17 protein-coding genes are annotated in these 15,871 nt (G+C 67.5%); 11 read left to right on the top strand and 6 right to left on the bottom strand.

The annotated features are described in order from the left end of the window. Window positions 1-59: 59 nt before the first annotated feature. Together EJO66_RS21350 and EJO66_RS21345 are read right to left on the bottom strand one after the other, a co-directional pair. Window positions 60-1,295: an MFS transporter gene (locus EJO66_RS21350; RefSeq protein ID WP_125966035.1), complete on the bottom strand. Its 1,236-nt coding sequence runs from the start codon at window positions 1,293-1,295 to the stop codon at window positions 60-62. Continuing rightward, window positions 1,288-1,785 carry a MarR family winged helix-turn-helix transcriptional regulator gene (locus EJO66_RS21345; protein WP_124955931.1) on the bottom strand — a complete coding sequence of 166 codons (498 nt, stop codon included), beginning with the start codon at window positions 1,783-1,785 and terminating at the stop codon, window positions 1,288-1,290. Before EJO66_RS21345 ends, EJO66_RS21350 begins: the two co-directional genes overlap by 8 nt. A gap of 52 nt (window positions 1,786-1,837) precedes the next feature. Here EJO66_RS21345 and EJO66_RS21340 point away from each other — a divergent pair, with 52 nt between their 5' ends. From EJO66_RS21340 to EJO66_RS21300, 9 genes are all read left to right on the top strand, one after another. Continuing rightward, complete coding sequence (locus tag EJO66_RS21340; RefSeq protein ID WP_124955932.1) at window positions 1,838-2,386, top strand: PaaI family thioesterase; 549 nt, start codon at window positions 1,838-1,840, stop codon at window positions 2,384-2,386. Window positions 2,387-2,403: 17 nt separating this feature from the next. Next, a complete protein-coding gene (locus EJO66_RS21335) occupies window positions 2,404-3,099 on the top strand; it encodes a nitroreductase (protein WP_124955934.1) in 696 nt (231 codons plus the stop codon). Between the two features lie 119 nt (window positions 3,100-3,218). Further along, the gene (locus EJO66_RS21330; RefSeq protein ID WP_124955936.1) at window positions 3,219-4,277 is read left to right on the top strand and encodes a Fe(3+) ABC transporter substrate-binding protein; all 1,059 of its coding nucleotides are present in this window, start codon (window positions 3,219-3,221) and stop codon (window positions 4,275-4,277) included. Window positions 4,278-4,413: 136 nt separating this feature from the next. After that, window positions 4,414-6,066, top strand: a complete 1,653-nt coding sequence (locus EJO66_RS21325) for an ABC transporter permease (protein ID WP_125966034.1) — start codon at window positions 4,414-4,416, stop codon at window positions 6,064-6,066. Continuing rightward, on the top strand, window positions 6,063-6,746 hold the full coding sequence (locus EJO66_RS21320; protein ID WP_124955940.1) for an ABC transporter ATP-binding protein: 684 nt from the start codon (window positions 6,063-6,065) through the stop codon (window positions 6,744-6,746). The genes EJO66_RS21325 and EJO66_RS21320 overlap by 4 nt, the downstream gene beginning before the upstream one ends. A gap of 103 nt (window positions 6,747-6,849) precedes the next feature. After that, window positions 6,850-7,527, top strand: coding sequence for a glutathione S-transferase family protein (locus EJO66_RS21315; protein WP_124955942.1), 678 nt, complete (start codon window positions 6,850-6,852; stop codon window positions 7,525-7,527). A gap of 46 nt (window positions 7,528-7,573) precedes the next feature. Then, on the top strand, window positions 7,574-8,014 hold the full coding sequence (gene gloA / locus EJO66_RS21310; RefSeq protein WP_125966033.1) for a lactoylglutathione lyase: 441 nt from the start codon (window positions 7,574-7,576) through the stop codon (window positions 8,012-8,014). A gap of 278 nt (window positions 8,015-8,292) precedes the next feature. Then, a complete protein-coding gene (locus EJO66_RS21305; protein WP_124955946.1) occupies window positions 8,293-9,450 on the top strand; it encodes a hypothetical protein in 1,158 nt (385 codons plus the stop codon). Further along, the gene (locus tag EJO66_RS21300) at window positions 9,447-10,508 is read left to right on the top strand and encodes an acyltransferase family protein (protein ID WP_125966032.1); all 1,062 of its coding nucleotides are present in this window, start codon (window positions 9,447-9,449) and stop codon (window positions 10,506-10,508) included. Before EJO66_RS21305 ends, EJO66_RS21300 begins: the two co-directional genes overlap by 4 nt. Window positions 10,509-10,546: 38 nt before the next feature. Here EJO66_RS21300 and EJO66_RS21295 read toward each other — a convergent pair whose 3' ends face one another. The 4 genes from EJO66_RS21295 to EJO66_RS21280 form a co-directional block, all read right to left on the bottom strand. Next, window positions 10,547-11,275, bottom strand: coding sequence for a haloacid dehalogenase type II (locus EJO66_RS21295; protein WP_125966031.1), 729 nt, complete (start codon window positions 11,273-11,275; stop codon window positions 10,547-10,549). Window positions 11,276-11,282: 7 nt separating this feature from the next. Beyond that, on the bottom strand, window positions 11,283-11,918 hold the full coding sequence (gene eda / locus EJO66_RS21290; protein WP_021008370.1) for a bifunctional 4-hydroxy-2-oxoglutarate aldolase/2-dehydro-3-deoxy-phosphogluconate aldolase: 636 nt from the start codon (window positions 11,916-11,918) through the stop codon (window positions 11,283-11,285). A gap of 16 nt (window positions 11,919-11,934) precedes the next feature. Then, on the bottom strand, window positions 11,935-13,761 hold the full coding sequence (edd, locus tag EJO66_RS21285) for a phosphogluconate dehydratase (RefSeq protein WP_124955952.1): 1,827 nt from the start codon (window positions 13,759-13,761) through the stop codon (window positions 11,935-11,937). A gap of 156 nt (window positions 13,762-13,917) precedes the next feature. Next, window positions 13,918-14,469, bottom strand: coding sequence for an OmpA family protein (locus EJO66_RS21280; RefSeq protein ID WP_125966030.1), 552 nt, complete (start codon window positions 14,467-14,469; stop codon window positions 13,918-13,920). 126 nt (window positions 14,470-14,595) lie between these two features. Here EJO66_RS21280 and EJO66_RS21275 point away from each other — a divergent pair, with 126 nt between their 5' ends. Next, window positions 14,596-15,330, top strand: a complete 735-nt coding sequence (locus tag EJO66_RS21275; RefSeq protein WP_206168879.1) for a gamma-glutamylcyclotransferase — start codon at window positions 14,596-14,598, stop codon at window positions 15,328-15,330. Then, entirely contained in the window at window positions 15,327-15,869 is a 543-nt protein-coding gene (locus EJO66_RS21270) for a superoxide dismutase family protein (RefSeq protein WP_124955956.1), read from the top strand. The genes EJO66_RS21275 and EJO66_RS21270 overlap by 4 nt, the downstream gene beginning before the upstream one ends. Window positions 15,870-15,871: the final 2 nt, after the last annotated feature.

The following is a 15,871-nucleotide window of genomic DNA, read 5'->3' as shown; positions in this document are numbered from 1 at the left end:
GAGTACCTCCGTGCTTCGCACTGCGGTGCGAGCTTGCTTGGGGCGGCCCGGCGCGGCGCTCATGCTGCCACCAGCTTCGCACGCGGCAGCCGCGCTTCGCGGATCGGCAGGTGCACCAGCGCCGCGCCCGCGGCGAGCGCGATGTCGACGTACCAGACGATGTCGTAGTTGCCCGTGGCCTGGAAGACGTAGCCGCCCAGGTACGCGCCCAGGAAGCCGCCGACCTGGTGCGCCAGCATCACGATGCCGAACAGCATCGCCATGTTGGCCGGCCCGAACATCTTGGCGACGAGGCCTGCGGTCGGCGGCACGGTCGACAGGAAGGTCACGCCCATCACCGCGGCGAACACCAGCATGACCGCGGTCGTCTTCGGCGCCAGCAGGAACACCAGCACGGCGATGGCGCGCGTGGCATAGACCAGCGACAGCAGCGACTTCATGCGCCAGCGTCCCACGGCCCAACCCATGGCAAGGCTGCCGACGATGTTGAAGAGCCCGATCATCGCGAGCGCCCAGCCGCCGACCTCGGCCGGCAGTCCGCAGGCCGCGACGACGCCGGGCAGGTGCGTGGCAAGGAACGCGACGTGGAAGCCGCAGACCAGGAAGCCCAGGCTCAGGTAGCGGTAGCTGGGCGTCGCGAGCGCCTGGCCGATGGCCTGGCGTGCACTCAGCGGCTTCGTGCCCGATGCGGCAGCCGATGCCGCGGCCATTGCATTCGAATTGCCCTTGAGCACCCACGCGGCCGGCAGCGCCAGCAGCACCAGCACGCCGAGCCACTGCATCGCGCCGGCCCAGCCCACGGCGGCCGTCAGGCCGACGGCGATCGGCGCCATCGCGAACTGTCCGAAGGAGCCGCCGGCATTGACCATGCCGGTGGCCAGGCCACGTTTTTCGGCCGGCACCAGGCGCGTGGTCGCGGCCATCAGCACCGAAGGGCCCGCCATGCCGGCGCCGCCGGCCGCGAGCACGCCGATCGCGAAGATCAGGCCGGCCGTGCTCGTCATCAGCGGCGTGATCAAGGTGCCGATGGCGACCAGCAGCACGCCGAGGAACACCACGCGCCCGGCGCCGATGCGGTCGGCCACGGCGCCCGCGAAGGGCTGCGTGAGCCCCCACCAGAGCTGCCCGAATGCGAACGCCAGGCTGATGCTGCCGATGCCGAGCGCGGTCGAGGTGTTGAGCGCCGAGAGGAACAGGCCCATCGTCTGGCGCACCCCCATCGTGAGTGCGAAGGCGCCCGCGGCCGCCAGCAGCACGAGCCAGAGCGCATGGCGCCGCAAAGAGGCCTCATTCATCACCGGCTCCCGTTTCGTCTTCCGGCCGTCCATCGCCCAGCCCGGCGCGCTGCAGCAACTCCAGGCTCTCGTCGAGCAGCGCATGCAGCGCCAGCACGCGGTCCGTGCCCAGGATGTCGTTGAGCGCCAGCTGCGCGCCGTGCCACAGGCGCTGCGCCTCGGCTCGCTTGTCGCGGCCTGGGTCGGTGATCGCCAGCATGCGGCTGCGCGCATCGGGCCCCTCCGTCTGCACCAGGAAGCCGGCGGCCAGCAGCGGCTTGAGATTGCGCGTGAGCGTGGAGGCGTCGACGTTCATCTCGCGCGCCAGGTCGACCGGGCGCAACGGCCCGAAATGCAGCACGTGCGAGAGCAGCGAATACTGCGTGGTCTTGAGCCCGCTGGGCGCGACATGCGTGTCATAGAGACGCGAGGCCAACCTGGAAAGCCGGCGCAGGCGGAAATTGGTACATCCTTGGGGCCTCAGCTGAGGAGGCTTCAGAGCGGTGTTCATGCCGTTCATTGTAGCTACAATAATTGTATATGCAACTATCAAGGAATTTTTCATGACCGAGCCGCACGCCACCCTCGACGCCTGGATTGCGCAGGAGGCGGAGATCGTCCAGCGCCTGGACGCGGGGCCGGGGCCTGGCCTGGCACGCCCGGAGCAGGTCGCCGGCAAGACCGGGCTGGAAATGATGCAAGCGATGCTGCGCGCCGAAATCCCCTATGCCGCCATCGCCAAGACCCTCGACTTCGTCCTGCTGGAGGTCGGCCCGGGCCGGGCCGTGTTCCAGGGCACGCCGCTTGCGCAGCACATGAACCCGCTGGGCACCGTGCACGGCGGCTGGGCCGCGACCCTGCTCGACTCGGCGCTGGGCTGCTCGGTCCACACCATGATGCCGGCGGGGCGCGCCTACACCACCGCCGAGCTGAGCGTGAACTACGTGAGGGGCCTCACGCCCAAGGTGCAGCGGGTGCGCGCCGAGGGCAGGGTGATCCATTGCGGCCGGCAGCTCGCCACCGCCGAGGCGCGGCTCGTGGGGCCCGACGGCACGCTGTATGCGCACGCCACCACCACCTGCCTGGTGTTCGAGGCCCCCTCGCCGCGCTGAACGATCGGCCGCAGCCCATGCCCTCCTCGATCCCCCACGACCCCGCGCTCGCGCCAGCCCTCAAGGCTCTGCTCGCCGAGCGGTACAGCTGCCGCGGTTACCTTGCCGACCCCGTTGCGCGCGAGACAATCGATGCCATCCTGCAACTGGCGCAGCGCACCGCCTCGTGGTGCAACTCGCAGCCCTGGCAGGTGATCGTGACCAGTGCCGCGGCCACCGAACGGCTGCGCCAGGCCTTCGATTCGGACGAGGCCGCGGCCGACGCCGCATTCGACATTGCGCCGCCGGCGGAATACCGCGGCGTCTACCGCGAGCGCCGCCGCGAATGCGGCTTCCAGCTGTATGAAAGCGTGGGCGTGGCGCGCGGCGACCGCGAGGCCTCGCAGCGGCAGGCTCAGGAGAACTTCAGGTTCTTCGGGGCGCCGCATGTGGCCCTCGTCACCACCGAGGCGCTGCTCGGCACCTATGGCGCGCTCGACTGCGGCGCCTATGTCAACAACTTCATGCTGGCGGCGCGCAGCCTGGGCGTCGCCAGCATCGCCCAGGCGGCCGTGGCCTCGCGTTCGAAGTTCCTGCATCGCTGGTTCGACATTCCGGACGATCGCCAGGTGGTCTGCGGCATCGCGTTCGGCTACGAGGATCCATCGCATCCGGCCAACCGGTTCCGCACGTCGCGCGCGCCGCTGGCGCAGGTTTGCCGATGGGTGGATTAGCAATCAATGTAAGTGCAAGGACGTAAAAACCGCCCCAAGGGCAGTGATAATGATTCTCATCGTCACCGTCACGGTTGCGATGACTTTCCACAACACGTCTCTGCACCTGGAGGATCCTCATGACCGACCGCCCCGGCGTCCAAGGCCGCGCCGCCCGCGCACTGATCGGCGTCACCGCCGCCTGGCTGGCTGCCGCTGCCCTGCCAGCGCACGCTGCCAACGATGAGCTCACGCTCTACACCACGCGCGAAGCCGCGCTGATCCAGCCGCTGATCTCGGCCTTCAGCGCGCAGAGCAAGATCAAGGTGAACACCGTGTTCGTGAAGGACGGCCTGCTCGAACGGGTCAAGGCCGAAGGCGCGCGCTCGCCGGCCGATGTGCTGATGACGGTGGACATCGGCAACCTGATGGACCTGGTCGACGGCGGCGTGACGCAGCCGGTGAAATCGGCCGCGCTCGAATCGGCCGTGCCCGCCAACCTGCGCGGCGCCGACGGCCAGTGGTTCGCACTCTCGCTGCGCGCGCGCGTGCTCTACGCCGACAGGGACCAGCCGATCACCAGCTTCCGCTACGAAGACCTGGCCACCCCCAAGTGGAAGGGCAAGGTCTGCATCCGCGCGGGCCAGCACCCCTACAACACGGCGCTGATCGCGGCAATGATCGCGCACGACGGCGAGGCCAAGACCGAGCAGTGGCTGCGCGGCGTCAAGGCCAACCTGGCCCGCAAGGCCACCGGCGGCGACCGCGACGTGGCGCGCGACATCCTGGGCGGCATCTGCGACATCGGCCTGGCCAACTCCTACTACGTCGGCCAGATGAAGAGCGCCAAGGAAGGCAGCGACGCGCGCAAGTGGGGCGACGCCATCAAGGTGGTCCGCCCGACCTTTGCCGGCGCCAAGGGCGGCACGCACGTCAACATCAGTGGCGCGGCCGTGGCCAAAAATGCGCCGCAGCGCGCCAACGCGGTCAAGCTGCTCGAGTTCCTGGTGTCGGAGTCGGCGCAGTCGCTCTACGCGCAGGCCAACTACGAATATCCGGTGCGCAAGGGCGTAGCGCTCGATCCGATCATCGGAGAAACCATCGGCGAACTGAAGGTCGATCCGCTGCCGCTCACCGAGATTGCCAAGTACCGCAAGCAGGCCAGCGCCTTGGTCGACAAGGTGGGTTTCGACTTGTAATGTTGCTCGCCCCCAGGCTTCGCGCACTTCGTGTCGCTTCTCCCGCCCCCTACCGGGGGCAACACCAGTGGCCCGGCAGAGCCGGTTCCACGGTGTTTCCCGAAGGAACGGGAGCAATGGAAGGCCTGTGTTTCGCATGAGCTTCGGCGGTTTGCAGGCGGCGGGGCCGATCTGGCGCTGGGCCTCGTTCAGCATCGCCATCGGCGTGCTCGCGCCGGTGCTCATGCTCGCCTGGCTCGCCTTCGGCTCGGGCGTCGCGCACTGGGGGCCGCTGTTCGCGCACGTGCTGCCGCAGGCCGCGCTCAACACGGCCCTGCTGCTCGCGGGTGTGGGCACGCTGGTGCTGCTGATCGGCACCGGCTGCGCATGGCTCGTGACGGCCTGCGATTTCCCGGGGCGCCGCGTGCTGAACTGGGCGCTGCTGCTGCCGCTCGCAATGCCGACCTACATCGTCGCTTTTGCCTACCTGGACCTGCTGCATCCGATCGGCCCGGTGCAGGGCGCGATCCGCTGGGCGCTGGGCTTCGACAGTCCGCGCCAGTTCCGCCTGCCCGACCTGCGCTCGATGCCGGGCGCGATCTTCGTGCTCGGCTTCGTGCTCTACCCCTATGTCTACATGACCGCGCGCGCCATGTTCATGACGCAGCCCGCGCACCTGATGGAAGCGGCGCGCACGCTGGGCGAAAGCCGGCGCGGCGCCTTCTTTCGCGTGGCGCTGCCGCTGGCCCGGCCGGCGCTCGCGGTGGGCCTGAGCCTGGCGCTGCTCGAAACGCTCAACGACATCGGCGCCTCCGAATTCCTGGGCGTGAACACGCTCACGGTGGCGGTCTACACCACCTGGATCACGCGCTCCGACCTGGCCGGTGCGGCGCAGATCGCCTGCGCCATGCTGTTCGTGGTGGTCGCGCTGGTCTGGCTCGAACGCAACGGGCGCCGGCGCCAGCGCTTCGGCTCGGCGCAGCGCATGCGCGCCATGCAGCCGCGGCGCCTGCACGGCGGCGCCGCCTGGCTCGCCACCGCCACCGCGTCGTTGCCGGTGCTGATCGGCTTCGTGGCGCCCGCCCTCTACCTGGTCTGGGAAAGCGCCAAGCGGCTGCGCCAGGGTGGCGGCGTGTCGCAAGGCCTGCTGGCAAGCCTCGGCAACACCGTCACGCTGGCCGCCGGCGTCACCGTGGCGGCCGTGGCCGCGGGGCTGGTGGTGGCGTGGGCCACACGCAACCAGGGATCGCGCCCGAACCGCGCACGGTGGCAGGCGCGCGCGGCCACGCTGGGCTACGCGCTGCCGGGCACGGTGCTCGCCATCGGCCTGCTCACGCCCGCGCTCGCGTTCGATGCCGCGCTGGCCGGCATGCTCGGCCTGCAGGGCCTGCCGCTCATGGGCGCGGGCATCGTGCTGGTGGCGGCCTGCGCGATCCGCTTCCTCGCCATGCCGGTCGGCGGCATCGAGGCCGGGCTCGCCCGCATTCCGCCCGCCATCGAGCAGGCCTCGCGGCTGCTGGGCGAAACCAGCGGCGGCACGCTCAGGCGCGTGCACCTGCCGCTGCTGCGGCCCGCCATTGCCACGGGCGCGCTGCTGGTCTTTGTCGATGCAATGAAGGAACTGCCGGCCACGCTGCTGCTGCGGCCGGCCAATTTCGACACGCTGGCCACCTGGCTCTATGCCGAGGCCGCCCGCGGCACCTACGAAGAAGGCGCGATTGCCGCGCTTGCCATCGTGGCGGCCGGCCTGCTGCCGGTGGTGCTGCTGGCTCGCAACCAACTGGGCACGCCAGCCGCAAAGACACAATGAGTTCCCCTCTTTCCATCGAATCGATCCAGCTCGCCTACGAAACGCCGCGCGGCCTGCATGCCGTGGTCAACGACTTCTCACTGTCGCTGCGCGCCGGCGAGATCGCCTGCCTGTTCGGCCCCTCGGGCTGCGGCAAGACCACAGTGCTGCGGGCGATCGCGGGCTTCGAGCCGCTGCGCGCCGGCGCCATCCGGCTCGGCGACGTGCTGCTCTCCTCCACCCAGGTGCACCTGCCGCCCGAGCAGCGGCGCGTGGGCATGATGTTCCAGGAATACGCGCTGTTTCCCCACCTGTCGGCCAGCCGGAACGTGGCCTTTGGCCTGCGCCGCTCGAGCCGCGCGCAGCAGCAGGCGCGCGTGACCGAGATGCTGGCGCTGGTGGGCCTGGCCGATGCCGGCGAGCGCTTTCCGCATGAACTCTCGGGCGGCCAGCAGCAGCGCATCGCGCTCGCCCGCGCACTGGCACCTTCGCCCGAACTGCTGCTGCTCGACGAGCCGTTCTCGAACCTCGACGGCGGCACGCGCGAGCGCCTCACGGCCGAGGTGCGCGGGATCCTCCGGCGCGCCGGGCAGACCGCGATCCTGGTCACCCACAACGAGGCCGAGGCCCATGCCATGGCCGACCGCATCGGCGTGATGCACGGCGGCCGCATCACGCACTGGCTGAACACCGCCAAATAGCACAGGGCGCCCGTTCGGCGAATGGGCTTTTCGGGAAAAGGTTGTTCGGGGCCGCAAGAATTGCCGCGGTCCCACTTTCAACTTTTCCGGAGAGCCCAACGCCATGTCCAAGCCCCTCACGCTCGTCAGCCACCTGCTGTGCCCCTATGTGCAGCGCGCCGCCATCGCGCTGGCCGAAAAGAACGTGCCCTTCGAGCGCGTGGTGATCGACCTGGCGAACAAGCCGGACTGGTTCGTTGCCATCTCGCCGCTGGGCAAGGTGCCGCTGCTGCGGCTTCAGCGCCCCGATGGCAGCGAGGCGGTGCTGTTCGAGAGCAACGTGATCTGCGAGTACCTCGAGGAGACCCAGCCCGGCCCGCGCCTGCATCCCGAAGATCCGCTCACCCGCGCCGAGCATCGCGCGTGGATGGAGTTCGGCTCGGCGATCCTGGGCGACCTGTGGGGCTACGAAACCACGCGCGACGCCGAAGTGTTCGAGCAGAAGCGCCTGGCCCTTGCCGCCAAGTTCGAGCGCGTCGAGGCTGCACTGGGCGCCGGCCCCTACTTTGCAGGCGAAAACTTCAGCCTGGTCGACGCGGTGTTCGCGCCGATCTTTCGCTACTTCGAGGTCTTCGACGAAATCAGCAATTCGCACATCTTCGATGCCCTGCCCAAGGTGAATGCATGGCGCAAGGCGCTGGCGTCGCGGCCGAGCGTGCGCAGCGCAGTGGTGCCGGAGTATGCGCAGCACCTGCGCGAATTCCTGCGCAAGCACGAGGCGCACTTGCTCGCGCTCGCCTAGCGCCGACAATGGAATCCTTCCCCCGCAACAACAGAGATCCCACGAGATGCGACTCCTCCACACCATGCTGCGCGTCGGCAACCTCCAGCGTTCGATCGACTTCTACACCCAGGTGCTTGGCATGAGCCTGCTGCGCACGTCGGAGAACCCCGAGTACAAATACAGCCTCGCCTTCGTCGGCTACAGTGGCGGCAACCCCGGCCAGGCCGAGATCGAGCTCACCTACAACTGGGGCACCGAAAGCTACGAGCTCGGCACGGCCTACGGCCACATCGCGCTCGGCGTGCCCGACGCCTACGCGGCTTGCGAAAAGATCAAGGCCGCCGGCGGCAACGTCACGCGCGAAGCCGGCCCCGTGAAAGGCGGCACCACCGTGATCGCCTTCGTGACCGATCCCGACGGCTACAAGATCGAGCTCATTCAAGACAAGGCAAAGGCTTCCGGCGACGGCAGCCCCGCCGGTTCGGACGCCCTGCGCGCCTCCTAGCCGGGCCGCCGCGGCGCCGGCGCCCGGCGCCGCCGTCAGCGCTTCACGGCCGCTGAATTGAGGATACAAATGATCACCTTTTAAAGGCGATCGGCATATTCTTTGCTGGTATTTTCAAGGGGTAGTGCTGATGCAGGACGCATCACATTCTGATACCCGGAATCGCGATCAAAGAGCTTCACAGTTCAGCAAGATCGTCCATTCGGACGCGGCGCCGAATGCTCCTTACTCCTTGAACTATCTTCTACATGGGCGCTTCCTTCCAAGCGGAATGAAAATTGACGATTCTGAGCATACGCGGCAAGCCTGTTGATCCGGCCATATCGCTGATCATCTTTTTCTTTTCCGCCCTGATCGTCGGCGTCATTCCGTTTCTTTACCACGACACGGCAGCCCAGAATTTTCCGGACGAAGAAACGCTATTGAGCTTCTTCGGCGCCGATTTGTGCCAGCTCACTTCCACCACGATCGAGGAAAGAAACTCCTACGCCTGCAGCGCATTCCTGCTGGAGTCGGCCGGGCTCAGCGCCAAGACGGCGCCCATTGCCGGCGCTTTTCTGAGCGTCACGCTGACCGTCATACCCATACTCCAATTCAGCCGAATTCCCCTTGGCGTATTTTTCGCTTCGCTCGGATGGGGATTCATCAGGGCCATTTTCCTTTCGGTGCTTTCGAAGGACATGCTGTCGGCCTGCGTGGTGCTGCTCTCGGTCATGGCGGCGCAGCACAGCGGGTTCGGGCTGACGTGGTTCCTGTCGTCGACGATCTACGGCTGGGTGGTCAGAAAGTACTGGCTGCTGGTCAGCGCGGTCTGGCTCGGGCTGCGGCTGATAAGAAAGCAACTCACCGTATTCAGGCTCCTGGTCATCATCGTCGTGGTCTACATCGCGCTCGCGCTGACCTTCCAGATCGCACTTGGCGTCACCCTGGACTTTGCGCGCGCAACGGTCAACGAAAACCGGGAAGTCGGCGCCGAAGGATCGCGGACCGTCATCGAGGCGGTCATCGCCTCCGACAATGCCCTGCTGCAGGCGCTCAACGCCACGATCACATTCTTCCGCCTGGCTTTTCCGCTCGAGCTCCTGCGCTTTGGCTCGGTCAGCCAACTGGCATTCATCTCGATCATGCCTTTCACCTTCATATGGATGGTGAAGGTTGTCGTCGAGGGCGCGAAGTCGAACAACAAGAACCTGATCCAGGCTGCCAAGGTGGCCCTTGCGCCGTTGTCCTTCCTCATCATCGAGGGGGTGTTCGAGCCCGACTTCGGCTCGTTTGCCCGCCACTTCGCCATCGTGAGTCCGCTCGTCTTTTCGGCCATGGCGCTGGCGCAGAAAACCGAGCTGGCCGAAAAAAGGCTGCTGCGGCGCAGGCAGGCCGCCGCCATTTCGAGCAACCCGCTCCTTGTCCGCTCCACCCGTCAGGATCGAATTTCGTGAAATCCCAATCCATTGCGGTGGACCAGCCACAGTACGTCGAATCCATTCAGGCAGGAAGAGGCATTGCCGCGCTGCTGGTCGTGATTCATCACGCGGCGCAGAAAGCCCATGCGCTTTCCGGCGGCGCCATTCCGCTGTTCGATTTCGGGATCATCGGGGTCGATATCTTCTTCATGATCAGCGGCTTCATCATCTACTTTGTCACGGCCAACAAGACCATGACGCACGTGGAATTCATGGAGAAACGGATCATCCGGGTGTTTCCCCTTTATTGGGGGTTGTCCTTGCTGGCCCTGATGGTCTTCATGCTTGCGCCGAAGCTGATCAACAGCAATGCCCAGGAGCCGACCGACATTGCCGCGTCGTTCTTCCTGTGGCCCACATCCGCCCCGTACCTGGTCAACAACGGATGGACGCTCACCTATGAAATCATTTTCTACGGGCTGTGGGCGCTGGTCGCACTGCCGACCGCAAAACCGAAGAACGCCTATCTCGCGTGCCTGGTATTGGCCGCCGCATCGTTCATTGGATTGCTTTCCGGCATCGACTACAAGGTCATGAATTTTTCCTTGCTCCTTGAGTTCGCATTCGGCGTGGCCATTGGCGTCGCGTTCAAGAAAGGGCTGATCCGGCAGAGCACGCCGGTGTCCATCGTCTTGCTGGCCGCCGGGGCATTTCTTGCGCACCTGGCAATTTCCGAAGGCCTTGGCAGCAGCGAACTCCGGGGATTTGCACTGGCAATTCCCTCCGCAATGATTTTCTTCGGGTTGATATCGCTCGGACCGTTCTGGGCCAGGCTGCGCGTGATCCTGGCCATCGGGGACAGTTCCTACTCGCTGTACCTGTTTCACCCGTTCATCCTGGTTGGCATCCCTCTCACGGTCAAACTGCTGGGCTTCACGTCGACACCTCAGATCCTTGCCATTTCCGTTGCGATCTGTATCGCGTCGATCTGGGCTTCGCACATGGTCTACCGGTTCGTGGAATTCCCGCTCACGCAGATGATGCGGGGGATGATCAAGTCCGCAAAATCCTTCAGCGCAGCCAGGGCAAGGTGATGGCGCCGCGCGCGCAGATGCCGATGGGTGCCGATGGTTCAGCAGCCCAGCAGGTCGGCCAGCTGCCTGATGTCGTGCGCGTGCACGTTGTTGTCCGGGTTCGGCGAAACATCCTTCGGCTGGGCGCGGCCGAATTCATGGGGCCGCTCGATGTAGGCGGTCTTGAGGCCGCAGGTGCGCGCCGCCGCCAGGTCGTCGTGGTGCGCCGCCGCGAGCATCACTTGCCCCGGCGTCGCATCGAACACGCCCGCCACGCCAAGGTAGGTGCGCGGATCGGGCTTGTAGGCCTTGAACACCTCGGCCGACAGCACGCAGTCCCAGGGCAGGCCGGCGCGCTTGGCCATTTCGGTCAGGAGGCCGATGTTGCCGTTGGAGAGCGTGCAGATGGTGAATTTTTTCTTGAGGCGCGTGAGCCCCTCCACCGCATCGGGCCACGCGGGCAGGCGGTGCCAGGCGCGGCTCAGGTCGCGCTTGGCGGCGGCATCGAGCCGGTCAGCCAGGCTGAAGTCGTGGAGCACCTGTTCGAGCATGCTCAGGTGCAGCTCGTCGAGCAGCGTGAAGCCGCCTTCGCCCGCCGCGATGCGCTCCATCACGGATTTCATGGCAGGCTGGTAGCCCGCACGCCAGGCCAGCGCGAAAGCGGCGCCGTCGACACCCGGCAATGCGCGCTCGGCCTCGGCGGCGATGCCGCTGTGCCAGTCGACCACGGTGCCGAAAACGTCGAAGGCAATGACCTTCAGGTCACTGGCGTCGAAATCCGCACGCATGGCCGGATCAGCGTGCGAGCTGGCTCGCCGCGCGTGCGAGCTGCTCGATGCGCGCCCAGTCGCCGTTGCGGATGGCGTCGGCCGGCACGATCCACGAGCCACCCACGCAGGCCACGTTCGAGAGCGCCAGGAACTCGGCCGCGTTGTCGGCATGGATGCCACCAGTCGGGCAGAACGTCACGTCGCCGAACGGGCCCTGCCACGCCTTCAGCATGGGGATGCCGCCCGCCTGCAGTGCGGGAAAGAACTTGAGTTCGGTGTAGCCGTCTTCCTGCGCCGTCATGATCTCGCTGCCGGTGGCAACGCCGGGCAGGAGCGGCAGGCCGAGGTCGTGGCAGGCCTTGCCGACCGCGCGCGTATAGCCCGGGCTCACGCCGAACTTCGCGCCGGCCAGCGCCGAGGCCTGCGCATCGGCCGCGCTGCGGATGGTGCCCGCGCCGGCCACGGCCTCGGGCACGTCCCTGGCAATGGCCTCGATGCATTCGAGCGCTTGCGGCGTGCGCAGGGTGACCTCGAGCATGCGGATGCCGCCAGCCACCAGCGCGCGCGCCAGTGGAATGGCATGTTTCACGTCGTGCAGCACGATCACCGGAATGACCGGTGCATCGCGCATGACGTCGAGTGCGGTGAGTTTGTCTGTCATTTCATTGCTCCAATGTTCACAGCCACGAGCATGCGCCCTCTTCCGCCGTCAGTGCGTTGCGCCGCATGCCCGCGAACAGCTCACGGCCCAGGCCGTGGCCGTCGTCGATGCGCTTGGCCTCGGGCAGCTTCGCGATCTCGCGCTCGGCCCATTCGTCGTCGGGCACCAGCACCGCCAGTGTGCCCGCCACGGCGTCCAGCCGCACGACGTCGCCATCGCGCACCTTGGCGAGCGGGCCGCCCGCGGCGGCTTCCGGAGAAACATGGATGGCGGCCGGGATCTTGCCCGAGGCGCCGCTCATGCGGCCGTCGGTAACCAGCGCGACGCGAAAACCCTTGCCCTGCAGCACCGACAGCGGCGGCGTGAGCTTGTGCAGCTCGGGCATGCCATTGGCCTGCGGTCCCTGCCAGCGCACCACGCACACCACGTCGCGCTCCAGCTCGCCGGCGGTGAAGGCCTGGTGCAGCGCGGCCTGCGAATCGAAGACGCGCGCCGGCGCTTCGATCACATGGCGGTCGTCGGGCACCGAGGACACCTTGATCACGCTGCGCCCCAGGTTGCCGCTCAGCAGCTTCAGGCCGCCGGTGGCGCTGAAGGGATTCTCCACGGGCCGCGCGATGGCTTCATCCTTGGAAGGCGCGGCGGAAGTCCAGGCCAGGCGGCTGTCGTCCGAAAGGGACGGGATGTTCGCGAACTCGCGGATGCCGCCGGCCCGCACGGTCAGCACGTCGGCGTGCATCAGGCCGGCGTCGAGCAGCTCGCCGATCACGAAGCCCGGGCCGCCCGCGGCCTGGAACGCGTTCACGTCGGCGCTGCCGTTGGGATAGACGCGCGTCAGCAGCGGAATCACGTCGGAGAGCCGGGAGAAGTCGTCCCAGTCGATCACGATGCCAGCCGAGCGCGCCACGGCCACCCAGTGGATCAGGTGGTTGGTGGAGCCGCCGGTGGCCAGCAGCGCCACCATGGCATTGACGATGCAGCGCTCGTCGACCATTTCGCCGATGGGAGGGCAACTGAATTTCGCCTCGCCCGCACGGCCCAGCACCGTGCGGACGGCCTCGCGCGTGAGCGTCTCGCGCATCGCGTCGCCGGGTTGGATGAAGGCGGTGCCCGGCACGTGCAGGCCCATGGCCTCGAGCAGCATCTGGTTGCTGTTGGCCGTGCCGTAGAACGTGCAGGTGCCCATGGTGTGGTAGGCCGCCATCTCGGCGTCGAGCAGGCCCTGCCGGCCAACGAGGCCTTGCGCCGCCTGCTCGCGCACCTTCGACTTCTCGCCGTTCGACAGGCCCGAGGGCATGGGGCCGGCCGGCACGAACACCGTGGGCAGGTGCCCGAAATGCAGCGCGCCGATCAAAAGGCCCGGCACGATCTTGTCGCACACGCCCAGCAGCAGCGCGCCGTCGAACATGTCGTGCGTGAGCGCGATCGCGGTGCCCATGGCGATCACGTCGCGGCTGAACAGGCTCAGTTCCATGCCGGGCGTGCCCTGGGTGACGCCGTCGCACATGGCGGGTACGCCGCCGGCCACCTGCGCGGTGGCACCGAGGCTGCGCGCCTCGTGCTTGATGATGTCGGGATAGCCCTGGTACGGCGCGTGGGCCGAGAGCATGTCGTTGTAGGCGGTGACGATGCCGATGTTGGGCGCGCGCTCCGTCACCACCTTGAACTTGTCGTTGGCGGGAATGCCGGCCACGGCGTGCGCGACGTTGGCGCAGCCCATGCGGTCGGAGCCCCGGTCGCGGTTGCGGATTTCCGCCAGCCGCTGGAGATACGCGCTGCGCGGCCTCCGGCTGCGCTCGCGAATGCGATCGGTGACGTCAAGGACGGTGGGATGTGTGCTCATGGGGATGGTTTCGGTCGCGCTGCCGGCATCTGGCCACTGTCGCTTGTGCGACCTTCGACGTGGAAGTCAATGGTACCAAGACCCTGCGACCGAGGCTGATGGAAATCCGCACCCCGGCAATACGGATTGGCGGATTCGGTCCGGCCCGCTGCCGGCTCAGTCGACCAGCTTGACTTCCACGCGCCGCGCCTGGGCGTCGTTGCCCGAGCCCACGGTAATGGCCGGCCGCTGCAGGGCGACCTTGTCGGCCGGCACGCCCAGGCCCACCAGCACGTCACGGACTGTTTCGGCGCGTTTCTTCGCGAGCTGCTCGTTGATGGCCGCATCGCCCGTGGTGTCATGGAAGCCCGACACCACGGCCTTGCGGCCGCTCTCCACGCCCTTGATGACGGCGGCCAGCGCCTCGGCCGCGCCGGGCGCCAGGTCGGCGCTGCCGGTGGCGAAATAGAAGTTCACCACGCCATCGGCCACGCGGATGCTGGCCCCGTCGGGAATGACGACCGTCACCGTCTCGGTCACTTCGGCCACCGTGGTGTTGGTGGCCGGCCCTGCGGCCACCGCAGCCACGGCGACAGCAGGCATGGCAGCCGGCGCCGCGCCATGGCTCTTGTGCCAGAACACGATGCCCAACACGAAGAAGATCACCAGCGCGATCAATGCCAGGAGAAATCCGAGGATGAAGTTTTGCTGGCTGTCGTCGTCGCTCATGGGGGGTCGTACTCCGTAGGAGGAAAGAGGTCGGTAAATAATGGTGCGGTGAACCATGATCGCGAAATTGTAGGCGGCGGCCCCTCCGGCCCCGCACCCGATCCCGGACCGCCGGGCCTGGACCCGCTGCCCAGGCCGCTGCGCGACCCGCAGCCCATGCTCGAGCAGGCCATTGCCGACTGGGGCGGGCGCGACGACCTGTGGCTCTTCGGCTATGGCTCGCTGATCTGGCGCCCCGAGTTCGATTTTGCGGAGCGCCGGCCCGCCGGGGTGCACGGCTGGCATCGCGCACTCAAGATGTGGAGCCGCATCAACCGCGGCAGCGTCCAGACACCCGGCCTCGTTTTCGGCCTGCTGTCGGGCGGCAGCTGCCGCGGCATGGTGTTCCGGGTGCCGTCGGCGCACGGGCTCGACACGCTTCGCAGGCTCTGGCTGCGCGAAATGCCCACCGGCGTGTACGACCCCAGGTGGCTCAAGTGCACCACGCCCGAAGGCCCCGTGCGTGCGCTCGCCTTCACGCTTTCCAGGCGCAGCCCCAACTTCACCGGCGAGCTCAGCGACGAGCGCTACCGCCACATCTTCACGCATGCCGTCGGCCGCTACGGCAGCTCGCTCGACTATGCGCGCCAGACCCTGCTGGAGCTGCGCCGCCACTCGATCCACGACGCGGCCCTGGCCCGGCTGGTTGCGCTGGTGGCCCAGGAGCGGCAGGAGGAACAGGAACGTCAGGCAGCGGCCGGGGCGGCGGCCGATTGCGGGATGCCGCCGGCTCCGGTATATGTTCCGGGGTCTCCGGACAAATCTCCTTCCTCTTCTTCCCTTCCCCAACAATCCTCCGGACCGTCCAAGGAAAAACCATGAACCATCGCCTTCTCGCCGCCACCGGCACCGCCCTTCTCGCCAGCGCCCTGCTTTCGGCCTGCGGCAGCATGATGGGCGGCAAGCCGAAAGCCGCTGCCGAACTGATGCCCACCGCGGCGATCTCGCCCAACCCGACGCGCGGCACGGTGACCTTCACCGCGCTGGACCATGGCGTGCGCGTGGCCGGCGAGGTGCGCGGCTTCGCACCGGGCAGCGAGCATGGTTTCCACATCCATGAAAAGGGCGACTGCGGCGACAACGGCAACGCCTCGGGCGGCCACTTCAACCCCGCCGGCGGCACGCACGGCAAGTTCAGCGCACCGGGCAGCCATGCCGGCGAATTGCCGAGCCTGGTGGCCGATGCGAACGGCGTGGCGCGCTTCAGCGTCGACGTGCACACGATCTCGCTGACCGAAGGCGCCGCCAACAACGTGGTGGGCCGCGCGCTCGTGGTGCACCGCGACCGCGACGATTTCACCACCCAGCCGGCCGGCAACTCCGGCCCGCGCACCGCCTGCGCGGTGATCGCGCGGCGCTGAGC

Origin of the sequence: Variovorax beijingensis (genome assembly GCF_003951285.1) — a bacterium.
Taxonomy (GTDB): domain Bacteria; phylum Pseudomonadota; class Gammaproteobacteria; order Burkholderiales; family Burkholderiaceae_C; genus Variovorax; species Variovorax beijingensis.
Note: the sequence above shows the minus strand (reverse complement) of the source record. Positions and strands in the feature narration are given on the sequence as shown.